This is a genomic window from Brevibacterium rongguiense (assembly GCF_009857845.1).
Classification (GTDB): Bacteria; Actinomycetota; Actinomycetes; order Actinomycetales; family Brevibacteriaceae; genus Brevibacterium; species Brevibacterium rongguiense.
Map to the genome: position 1 here is coordinate 1 of NZ_WWEQ01000081.1, position 10,000 is coordinate 10,000.

The following is a 10,000-nucleotide window of genomic DNA, read 5'->3' on the forward strand; positions in this document are numbered from 1 at the left end:
ACCGCGTCCGCGGGGCCCGCCGCCAGCGTCGCGCCGACGGCCAGCAGCGCGGGCGGCAGGGCGCCCGGGCGCGCATCGGGCGCGGTGAGCACGACGTCGACCCGCGCCCGCAGCAGGGTGCGCAGGCTCGCGGCCAGGGCCGTTGCAACGGCCGGAGCATCCGGCAGCGGGAGCACCACGGTGCCGGGATAGGACACCGGCCGGGCCAGGCCCGCATCGACGAGCGCGCGCTGGCCCACCCGCACCACGCTCACGGTCCGCCCGCCCAGGGTGCGGGCCGCCAGGGGCTCGGCGCCGGCGCCGGCGACGAGGGCCGCGAAGTCCTCGTCCGAGGCGCACGCGCGCTCGCGGCCCGCCGCGGCGGCGACGGTGCGGGCGTCCACGGTCAGCACATCGCCGTCGCGGGCCTCGATGCCGGCGCGGTCGAAGGCCATGGCGATGAGGGAGGCCACGCGATCGCCGGGGCCCACCGGCCCGGGGCCGGGAGGTGCGAAGGCCGTGAGCAGGCGGCTTGCGTGGGCTGGGGGCGCGTCCATCCCCACATGATGCCAAAGGCCGCCCGCGGGCCGTGCCGCGGGACCGGGCAGCGCGGGACCATGCGCTGCGGGCGCCGGGCGCCGCGGAATTTTCCCGCGCCGCGCCGAAACCCCCACCCCTAGTGGTTGCGGAGGCGCGTGCGGACAAGATGTAGTGGTCGGCGGCGAAAAGTCCGGGAACGCCAGTTCGAATAGCGTGTGCGAGGGCCGTGCTTATAGCAGTCGGGCGCTTGACGAATGGGGAATGACACACGTGTAATTCGGTGTAGGGGAAAGTCGGGACGCCGCTTGGCGGGCTCGGCGAACGAAAGGGGATTCCTGTGTCAGAAGCGCGCAAGTACGCCGAGGTCCGGCGCACTGACGCTCCGGGCGTCGGAGCACGCACCGCAGAGGACTGGTTCGTCGACCCCGCATCCGCCGAACCGGGCTTCGCCGTCGACCCCCTCGCCGTCGACCCCACCGAGCTCACGCCCACCTCCTCCGGCGTCGAGGCCGGCCGCCTGGCCGCCCCCCTCTCCCTGCTCTTCGGCGATGCCGAGGACGGCCAGCTCGCCTGGCAGGAGCAGGCCCTGTGCGCGCAGACCGACCCCGAGGCGTTCTTTCCGGAGAAGGGCGGCTCCACCCGCGAGGCCAAGAAGGTCTGCGCCTCGTGCGAGGTGCGCGCCCAGTGCCTCGAGTACGCGCTGGCCAACGACGAGCGCTTCGGGATCTGGGGCGGGCTGTCCGAGCGCGAGCGCCGCCGCCTGAAGAAGCGCGCGGTCTGAGAGGGTCCGTCTGACTCCTAGAGCCGGGGGCGCAGCTCGTCGGCCGAGCGGCCGCACAGCAGCGCTGCCTGCTCCGCGATGACGTCGGCGAGGACCTCGATGAGCTCCTCGCGGTCCTCGGCCCGCCTGAGGATCGGCATCCGGCACAGCAGGAGAGTGGCGGGCCGCCCCGGCGCGGCCGGGTAGACCCGGCCCAGCTCCACCGCGGTCGCCGAGGCCGGCGGCGTGAGGTCCGTGGCCAGTGCCACCGTGTCCAGCTCGCCCGCGGCGTTCTCCCTCACCTGCTCCATGAGCAGCCCGGCGGCGGCGTCGAACTCGTGAGCGCGCGTGCGCCGGGCGGGCACCTGCGCGCCGAAGAGCCCGGAGCGCAGCCCGCGGCCGTGGCGCTCGCGGCGGCGTGGGGAGGACATGCCCGCAGTCTAACGGCGCGGTCTCACGGCGCAGTCTCACGGCGCGCTCGCGCACGGCGCGCTCGGACGGCGCGACCGAACGCCGCGCCGCCGCCGTGCTCGCACCCGCGCCGCCGTGCCCGACCCCGACCAACGGCGGGCACGGGCGCGGCGGCGCGGGTGTATTAGACTCCTCGTGTGCTGAGAACGTGTTCGAAGGTCAACTGCGCGGCCCCCGCCGCGGCGACGCTGACCTATGTGCACGCCGACGCCTGCGTCGTCATCGGCCCCCTGTCCGTGCGCGCCGAGCCCGGCGCCCATGACCTGTGCCGGGCCCACGCCGAGCGCCTCGTCGCCCCCGTGGGCTGGCAGCTCATCCGCCTCGAGGCCGGCGAGGCCGCGCCCGAGCGCAGCCGCGATGACATCCTCGCGATCGCCGATGCGGTGCGCGAGGCCGCGAAGCCCAAGCGCGCCCCGGCCGGCCGCGGCCCCGGCCGCCTGCGCCTCGTCGGGGACGATTCGTGAGCTCGCGCGGCGATCGGCTGGACGCCGCGCTCAAGGCCTACGACCTGCGCGGACGGGTGGGCCCGGAGCTCGACGACGACCTCCTCTACGCCCTCGGCTGGGCCACGGCCCGCGCCATGGCGACGGCCCACGGCGTCCCGGGCGCTGTCATCGCCTGCGATATGCGCCCCGATTCCCAGCGCTTCGCCGAGTGGCTCGCCCGCGGGGTGCGCGATGCGGGCCTGGAGCCCACGCACCTCGGGCTCGCCTCGACCGACCAGCTCTACTTCGCCTCGGGCCACTGGGGCCTGCCCGGCCTCATGGTCACCGCCTCGCACAACCCCGCCGGCTGGAACGGAGTGAAGCTCTGCGGGCCCCGCGCCGCCGGCCTCAGCCGCGCCCAGGGACTCGGCGAGATCGCCGAGCTCGTCCTCGCCGCCCCGGAGCTGCCCGCCGGCGAGCCCGGGGCGGGCGTCGACGACGCCGCCGCAGCGGAGCTCGCGCGCGCCTACAGCGCCGCGCTGCGCGAGCTCACCGGGGTGGGCGGCGGGCGGCGCCTGCGGATCGTCGCCGACTGCGGCAACGGGATGGGCGGCCAGCTGCTCCCGCAGGTCTTCGGCACCGCGGCGGGGCTGCCCGCCCTCGACCTCGACGTCGAGGGCCTCTACACCGAGCTCGACGGCACGTTCCCCAACCACCCGGCCAACCCGCTCGACCCCGCGAACCTCGTCGATGCCCAGGCGGCCGTCGTCGCGGCCGGCGCGGACGTGGGGCTCGCCTTCGACGGCGATGCGGACCGCTGCTTCTTCATCGACGAAACGGGCGCCGCCGCCTCGGCCTCCGCCGTCGGCGCACTCGTCGCCGCCCGCGAGATCGAGCGGGCGCACGACGCCGGGGAGGTCCGCCCCGTCGTCCTGCACAACCTGCTCACCTCCGTCGCCGTGCCCGCAGCGATCCGCGCCGCGGGCGGCGAGCCGGTCCGCACCCCGGTGGGCCACTCCGGGATCAAGCAGCTCATGGCGACCCGCGGCGCGGTCTTCGCCTGCGAGCACTCCGCCCACTTCTACTTCCGCGACTTCTTCGGCGCGGACTCCGGCATGCTCGCCGCCTGCCACATCCTCGCCGCGCTCGAGCGCAGCGACCGCACCCTCAGCCAGCTGCTCGCCGCCTACGCCCCGCAGGCCATGTCCGGCGAGGTCAACTCCGAGGTGGGCGATGCCGCCGAGGTGCTCGAGGACTTCGCCGCCGCCGCCGCGGCGGGCGACTTCGGTCCGGGCGAGGTCGACCGCCTCGACGGGGTGACGCTGAGCGGGGCGGACTTCTGGATGAATGTCCGGATGTCCAACACCGAGCCGCTCGTGCGGCTCAACGTCGAATCGCCCGAGCCCGCGCGCACCGCGCAGCTGCGCGACGCCGCCCTGCGCCTCATCCGCCGGGGCTGACCGCCGACCCATCGCCCGCCGCAACCGCCACCCCACCGCCCCGCGGGGCGAGGACGGAGACCGCCGTGTTCGACCACTCCATCAAGGACCTCACCCTGGCCGCCGCCGGGCGCCACCAGATCCGGCTGGCCGAGCGCGAGATGCCCGGCCTCATGGCCCTGCGCGAGGAGTTCGCGGACCAGCGGCCGCTGGCCGGGGCGCGCATCGCGGGCTCCCTGCACATGACGGTGCAGACCGCGGTCCTCATCGAGACCCTCACCGCGCTCGGCGCGCAGGTGCGCTGGGCCAGCTGCAACATCTTCTCCACCCAGGACGAGGCCGCCGCGGCCGTCGTCGTGGGCGCCGGGACGCCCGAGGACCCGCAGGGCGTGCCCGTCTTCGCGTGGAAGGGCGAGACGCTCGAGGAGTACTGGGAGTGCACCGGGCGGATCTTCGAGTTCGCAGACGGCCCCAACCTCATCCTCGACGACGGCGGCGATGCGACGATGATGCTGCTCGAGGGCGCGGCCGCGGAGGGCGCCGGCGGCGTCGCCGAGCCGGGGGAGGACGCCCCGGAGGAGGCCCGCGTCTTCGCGGCCGCGCTGCGGCGCAGCCTCGAGGCCGAACCCGAGCGCTTCACCGGCCTGCTGCGCGGCGTGCTCGGCGTGAGCGAGGAGACCACGACGGGGGTCAACCGCCTCTACCGGCTCGCCGAGGCCGGCCGCCTGCCGTTCCCGGCCATCAACGTCAACGACTCGGTGACGAAGTCGAAGTTCGACAACCGCTACGGGATCCGCCACTCGCTGCCGGACGGCCTCAACCGCGCCACCGACGTCCTCATGGGCGGCAAGGTGGCGCTGGTCGTGGGCTACGGCGACGTGGGCAAGGGGGCCGCCGAGGCGCTGCGCGGCCAGGGTGCGCGGGTCATCGTCTCCGAGATCGACCCGATCTGCGCGCTGCAGGCGGCGATGGACGGCTTCCAGGTGATGCGCACCGCGGACGCGGTGGGCCTGGCCGACTTCGTCATCACGTGCTCCGGCAACACGCACGTCATCTCCGCGGACCACCTCGTGCGCCTCAAGCCCGGCGCGATCGTGGGCAATGTGGGCCACTTCGACGACGAGATCGACCTGGCGGCCGCCGCGCGCCTGCCCGGGATGCAACGGGTGGAGATCAAGCCGCAGGTCAGCGAGTGGACGCTGCCGGTGCCCGCCGAGGCCGGCCTCGACCGGGCGGAGACCTCGTTCATCGTCCTCTCCGATGGCCGCCTGCTCAACCTGGGCAACGCCACCGGCCACCCGTCGTTCGTCATGAGCGCCTCGTTCGCCAACCAGGTGCTCGCCCAGCTCGAGCTCTTCGCCCGGACGGAGGACTACGCGCCCGGTGTGCACCGCCTGTCCAAGGAGCTCGACGAGAAGGTGGCCCGCCTGCACCTGGGCTCCCTGGGCGCTGACCTCGACGAGCTGACGAAGGAGCAGGCCGCCTACATCGGCGTCGACGTGGCCGGGCCCTACAAGCCCGAGCACTACCGCTACTAAGGCCCGCCCGGACCTCCGCCCGGACCGGAGAGCCGCAGCCCGTAGGGCAGCGCGCCCACGCGCGCGCGGAACCGCTCGACCCCCGCCGCTGCGGCGGACTCCCGGCCCACCGCCTCCCGGCGGGAGCGGTCGACGATCGCCGCGAGGAACTCCTCCGGGTGCGTGCCGGCGGGGGGCGCGGGCGCGACGTAGGCGTTGAGCTCCTCGGCCAGCTCGATGGCGCGCTCGAGCCGGGAGGCCGGGGCGCGCTCGGCGGCGGTGGCGAGGAACTGGGCGACTCGGTAGAGGAGCGGGCCCGGCAGCGCCGTGACGTCCGCGGCGTCCGCCCAGCCGGCCAGGCGGGCAGGCACGCGGAGCGGGGCCAGGCGGGGCATCCGCGCCCGCTCGTCCACGGCGATCGTGCCCGCGAGGTGATCGCCCAGGCGCTTGCAGCGCGGCGAGAGGAGGCCGGAGAGGGCCGCGATCCCGCCGCCCAGGGCCAGCACCTCGATGGGCCACAGGAGCGCGCGCAGCACGGCGTGGCGGAACGAGATCGCGCCGCCGTCGTCGCGCACGATCCGCAGTCCCAGCGCGTACTTGCCCGGCGAGCGGCCGTGGGTGAGGAGCTCGACGGCGCACGGGATGCCCACGACCGCGAGCACCGTGAGGACGGTGGTGAGCGAGGCCAGCAGCAGCGAGTCGATGTTCTCGGCGCGGGCGAGCGCCCACGCGGCGGCCACGAAGATCGCGATGTTGAGCAGCGAGTAGGCGACCGCATCGATGGCGCACGAAGCGGCCCGCGCGGCCAGGGAGGCCGGGCGGACGTCGAGGGCGACGGCCTCACCGGTCACGAGCGTGCTCACGCGGTCATCCTCGCACATCGCCGGTCTGTCCAGTCCTCGGCCGGCGCAGTCCGCGGCCCAGGCAGTCCGCGGCCCGCGGATCCGCAGACCCGCGTCCGCCGGCCCGCGCATTCATCGGCCCGGCCGGCCAACGGTCCGGGCCGCCGGGCGGGCCCGCACGGCCGTGGCGGCCCCGCGCCCGCCCCGCTAGGCTGGCGGCCATGGACCCCGCCCTGCTCGCCCAGCTGCGCGCCCCCAGCTGGGACCGGCTCTCCCGCCTGGCCCGCGCCTCGCGCCTGAGCCCGGCGGAGGCCGAGGAGTTCCTGGCCCTCTACCGCGCCGCGTCCAAGGACCTCTCCGCGCTGCAGTCGAGCGCACCCGATTCGGAGATCTCCCTGCGGCTGTCGAACATCGTCCACCGGGCCCGCACCCAGCTCACCGGCGTGCCCGCCGGGGCCACGGCCGCGGTCTCGCGCTACTTCCTCGTCTCGCTGCCGGCCGCGCTGTACTCGCTGCGCTGGTACTTCGTGGGCGTCTTCGCGTTCTTCACGGCGATCGCGCTGGCCACCACCGCCTGGGCGCTGGCCGATCCGCACGTCATGGACCTGCTGGGGCCCGAGGAGGCCCGCCGCCGACTGGCCGAGCACGACTTCGTCGACTACTACCGGGAGCACCCGAACGGCTTCTTCGCCGTGGGCGTGTGGACGAACAACGCGTGGCTGGCCATCCAGTGGGTGGTGCTCGGGATCACCGGGGCCTACGTGGTGCTCGGGCTCGTGTCCAACGCCGTGAACGTGGGCGTCTCCGCCGCGATCCTCTTCGACTATGGCAAGGGGGCGGACTTCTTCGCGTTCATCCTGCCCCACGGCATCCCGGAGGTCACCTGCATCCTGCTGGCCGCGGCCGCCGGCCTCAAGATCTTCACCGCGTGGATGATCCCGGGGCCTCGGCGGCGCTCGGCGGCACTCGCGCTCGAGGCCCGCTCGCTCATCGCGGTGGCCCTGGGCCTCGTGCTCTTCCTCTTCTGCTCCGGACTCATCGAGGGCTTCGTCACGCCCTCCCACCTGCCCGTGGCCGTGAAGATCGCGCTCGGGCTGCTGCTGGCCTCCGGCATCGTCGCCTACGCGCTCGCCCTGGGCAGGCCCGCCGAGCGGGCGGGCCTGAGCGGCGACATCGCCCGCGAGCGGGCGGGGTACGACATCGTCGCGGTCGACTGAGGCAGGCCGTCTGCGGTGGCCGGTCGCCGACGCGGGCCGGCCACCGGCGGAGGGCCGAGGGCGGCCGCCGGCGGAGGGCGGTCGATGGGGGAGGGCGGCGCTCAGAGCCGGCCGCTGGCCTTGAGGTCGATGTAGAGGTTCGCGAGCGCCGGTGCCAGCGCCTCCGGCGGCCGCGTGACGGTGTGCAGCCCGAGCTCGCCCAGGGCGTGGGCGAGGGAGTCCGCCTCGAGCATCTCGTGCTCGGCGGCCGCGGCGCGGTAGACCTGCGCGGGGGTGGCACGGGGCCCGGCCATGGGCTCGAGGTCCGGGTCGCTGGGGGCGGCGAGGGTCACCGTGTGGCGGGCGCGCAGCACGGGCAGGGCCGGCAGCAGGTCACGGGCGATGGTCTCCGTGTCCAGCGCGGTGACGAGCACGACGAGGGCGTGGGAGGGCGCCGTGGCCAGCACGGCGGAGGCGATCGCCGGCCAGTCGGCGTCGTAGAGCTCCGGGTAGACCGGCGCGAGCTCGTGGGAGAGGCGCCCGAGGGGATCGGCGCCGGTGAGCGGGCCCACCCGAGCGCGCACCCGGGCATCGGCGACGATGACGTCGACGCGATCGCCGGCCCCGGCGGCCAGGGCCGCGAGCAGCATCGCGGCCTCGAGTGCCGCATCGAAGACGGTGCCCGCGCCGCTGCGGCGCGCTGCCAGCCGCGAGGAGTCGATGACGATGACGACCCGGCGGTCGCGCTCGGGCCGCCACGTGCGCACGATGAGCTTCTGGGCGCGGGCCGTGGCGCGCCAGTCGATCGAGCGGACATCGTCGCCGCGCACGTATTCGCGCAGCGAGTCGAACTCGGTGCCCATGCCGCGCACCATGAGGGCGGTGCGGCCGTCGAGCTCGCGCAGCCGCTGCCGCTTCGAGGGCAGGTAGCGCCGCGAGCGGAACGGCGGCATGACGCGGATGCTGGCCGGCACGTCGAAGCTGCGCTGGCGGGCGATGAAGCCCAGCGCGCTCGCTGAGCGCAGGGTGAGCCGGTCCGCCGGCAGCACACCGCGGCGGGTGGGCATGAGCTCGAGGCGCCGCTCGCGCACCTCGCCGGGCGCGAGCACGGCCCGGAAGCGGGTCTCCCGCGCCCCGGCCGAGGGCGCCCACGCGTCGCGCACCAGCAGGCGCGCGCGGCGCCGACCCGTGTTGCGCAGGGTCAGCCAGGCGTGGGCGGGCTGGTCGAGGCGCACGCGGGGCCCGGGCGTGCGCCGCGCGGCGATGGCCCGCGGGGAGGGCGCCACCGCCCAGTCCAGCAGGCCCGCCAGGCAGACCGCGGTCAGGCAGGCCGCGGCGACCGCGGGGCGGGGCGCGAGCATCGCCGGGATCCCGGCGAGCGCCACGAGCACCGCGAAGCGCCACGTCAGGGCCATCAGCGGGGGACCGGGGTGGAATCGATGACGGCGGCGATGACCTGGTCTGCGCCGATCCCGTCCATCTGCGCCTCGGGGCGCAGGATGACGCGATGGCGGAACGTGGCCGGGGCCAGCGCCTTGACGTCGTCGGGCGTGATGAACGCCCGCCCGGCCAGCCAGGCGCGGGCCCGGGCCGCGCCGAGCAGGCGGGTGGCGCCGCGCGGCGAGACGCCCAGGGCCAGCGAGGGCGCCGCGCGGGTGGCCTGCACGAGGTCGACGAGGTAGCCCAGCACCTCGGGTGCCGCGTGGATGCGCCCGGCCCGCGCGCGCGCCGCGCGCACGGCCTGGGCGTCGAGCAGGCGGGTGAGCCCGGCGGCCTCGAGCTCGCGGGCGTCGAAGCCGGCGGCGTGGCGCCGGAGGATCTCCAGCTCGCCCGCGCGATCCGGGGGGTCCATGACGAGCTTGAAGAGGAAGCGGTCGAGCTGGGCCTCCGGCAGCGGGTACGTGCCCTCGTACTCGAGGGGGTTCTGGGTGGCGGCGACGAGGAACGGGTCGGGCAGGGCCCGCGCCTCCCCGTCGACGGACACGCGCCGCTCCTCCATGGCCTCGAGCAGGGCCGACTGGGTCTTGGGCGGGGTGCGGTTGATCTCATCGGCGATGAGCAGGTGGGTGAACACCGGGCCGGCCCGGAACTCGAACCCGCCGGCCGCCGCATCGAAGACGAGCGAGCCCGTCACGTCCGCCGGCATGAGGTCCGGGGTGAATTGGATGCGGGAGTGGGCGAGGTCGAGGGCCGCGGACAGCGTGCGCACGAGCAGCGTCTTCGCCACGCCCGGCACGCCCTCGAGGAGGACGTGGCCGGAGCACAGCAGCGCGATGAGGAGGCCGTCGAGGGCCGCGGTCTGCCCGACGACGATCCGGCCCACCTCGCGGCGCACGGCGTCGAAGCCCTCGCGCAGGTCGTGGTCGACGAGCTCGAGGGCGTGCTCACCGGCCAGCCGCGCCTCGAGCCCGCTGCGCGGCGCGTGCTGCGGCGGCGGGGGCACCGCGCCGGCGGGGGCGCCCGCACCGAACGGGCCCGCCGGACCGACCGGGCCCGCCGGGCCGGCCGGGGGGTTTCCGGGGCTCCCGGCGTTATCGGGGCTCGCCGGGTACCCGGGGTGCGCAGGCGCGGCGGGCCCCGCATGGCGGCCGCGCCGCTCGGCGGGTGCCTCCCGCTGGGGGCGGCCGGACTCCGGGGGCTCGGTGTGGGTGGGCTGGGTCATGGGGTGTCGGCCTCGCTCTCGATGGAGTGGATGGTCTGGGCGAGCGCCACGAGCTCGGCGTCGCTCACGGGGCGGGCGTGCAGGAGCGCGCGGTCCACGGCGGCGGGATCGCGGCCCGAGGCGCGGGCCGCGGCGGCGCTGATCTCGGCCGGGCGCGCGGTGCGCGGCA

Annotated in this window: 9 protein-coding genes and 1 pseudogene; 5 read left to right on the top strand and 5 right to left on the bottom strand. The window is 75.8% G+C overall.

Features of this window, described 5'->3' with window-relative positions; genetic code table 11:
* Window positions 1–536, bottom strand: a pseudogene (locus GSY69_RS12795) (hypothetical protein); the annotation flags it as partial.
* Between the two features lie 500 nt (window positions 537–1,036).
* Here GSY69_RS12795 and GSY69_RS15395 point away from each other — a divergent pair.
* Window positions 1,037–1,300, top strand: a complete 264-nt coding sequence (locus tag GSY69_RS15395) for a WhiB family transcriptional regulator (protein WP_160954237.1) — start codon at window positions 1,037–1,039, stop codon at window positions 1,298–1,300.
* Between the two features lie 17 nt (window positions 1,301–1,317).
* Here GSY69_RS15395 and GSY69_RS12805 read toward each other — a convergent pair whose 3' ends face one another.
* Window positions 1,318–1,710, bottom strand: a complete 393-nt coding sequence (locus GSY69_RS12805) for a hypothetical protein (protein WP_160954230.1) — start codon at window positions 1,708–1,710, stop codon at window positions 1,318–1,320.
* A gap of 177 nt (window positions 1,711–1,887) precedes the next feature.
* On the opposite strand from GSY69_RS12805, the gene GSY69_RS12810 reads away from it, so the two are divergent.
* The 3 genes from GSY69_RS12810 (at window position 1,888) to ahcY (ending at window position 5,152) form a co-directional block, all read left to right on the top strand.
* Entirely contained in the window at window positions 1,888–2,214 is a 327-nt protein-coding gene (locus GSY69_RS12810; RefSeq protein ID WP_160954231.1) for a DUF3499 family protein, read from the top strand.
* A complete protein-coding gene (gene manB, locus GSY69_RS12815) occupies window positions 2,211–3,635 on the top strand; it encodes a phosphohexomutase domain-containing protein (protein ID WP_160954232.1) in 1,425 nt (474 codons plus the stop codon). The genes GSY69_RS12810 and manB overlap by 4 nt, the downstream gene beginning before the upstream one ends.
* Window positions 3,636–3,700: 65 nt before the next feature.
* Window positions 3,701–5,152, top strand: a complete 1,452-nt coding sequence (gene ahcY, locus GSY69_RS12820; RefSeq protein ID WP_160954233.1) for an adenosylhomocysteinase — start codon at window positions 3,701–3,703, stop codon at window positions 5,150–5,152.
* On the opposite strand, the gene GSY69_RS12825 is transcribed toward ahcY, so the two are convergent.
* Window positions 5,149–5,994 carry an RDD family protein gene (locus GSY69_RS12825; protein WP_268526884.1) on the bottom strand — a complete coding sequence of 282 codons (846 nt, stop codon included), beginning with the start codon at window positions 5,992–5,994 and terminating at the stop codon, window positions 5,149–5,151. The genes ahcY and GSY69_RS12825 overlap by 4 nt on opposite strands.
* 200 nt (window positions 5,995–6,194) lie before the next feature.
* Between GSY69_RS12825 and GSY69_RS12830 the strand changes: the two genes are divergently transcribed.
* Window positions 6,195–7,190: a stage II sporulation protein M gene (locus GSY69_RS12830; protein ID WP_160954234.1), complete on the top strand. Its 996-nt coding sequence runs from the start codon at window positions 6,195–6,197 to the stop codon at window positions 7,188–7,190.
* Between the two features lie 101 nt (window positions 7,191–7,291).
* Here GSY69_RS12830 and GSY69_RS12835 read toward each other — a convergent pair whose 3' ends face one another.
* Both GSY69_RS12835 and GSY69_RS12840 read right to left on the bottom strand, forming a co-directional pair.
* Window positions 7,292–8,584 carry a DUF58 domain-containing protein gene (locus GSY69_RS12835; RefSeq protein WP_160954235.1) on the bottom strand — a complete coding sequence of 431 codons (1,293 nt, stop codon included), beginning with the start codon at window positions 8,582–8,584 and terminating at the stop codon, window positions 7,292–7,294.
* Window positions 8,584–9,831 carry an AAA family ATPase gene (locus GSY69_RS12840; RefSeq protein ID WP_160954236.1) on the bottom strand — a complete coding sequence of 416 codons (1,248 nt, stop codon included), beginning with the start codon at window positions 9,829–9,831 and terminating at the stop codon, window positions 8,584–8,586. The genes GSY69_RS12835 and GSY69_RS12840 overlap by 1 nt, the downstream gene beginning before the upstream one ends.
* Window positions 9,832–10,000 lie beyond the last annotated feature (169 nt).

Coding starts and splice junctions, on each gene's coding strand:
- GSY69_RS12805 (WP_160954230.1), bottom strand. CDS start 1,710: ATGTCCTCCCCACGCCGCCGCGAGCGCCACGGCCGCGGGCTGCGCTCC.
- GSY69_RS12830 (WP_160954234.1), top strand. CDS start 6,195: ATGGACCCCGCCCTGCTCGCCCAGCTGCGCGCCCCCAGCTGGGACCGG.
- GSY69_RS12835 (WP_160954235.1), bottom strand. CDS start 8,584: ATGGCCCTGACGTGGCGCTTCGCGGTGCTCGTGGCGCTCGCCGGGATC.
- GSY69_RS12840 (WP_160954236.1), bottom strand. CDS start 9,831: ATGACCCAGCCCACCCACACCGAGCCCCCGGAGTCCGGCCGCCCCCAG.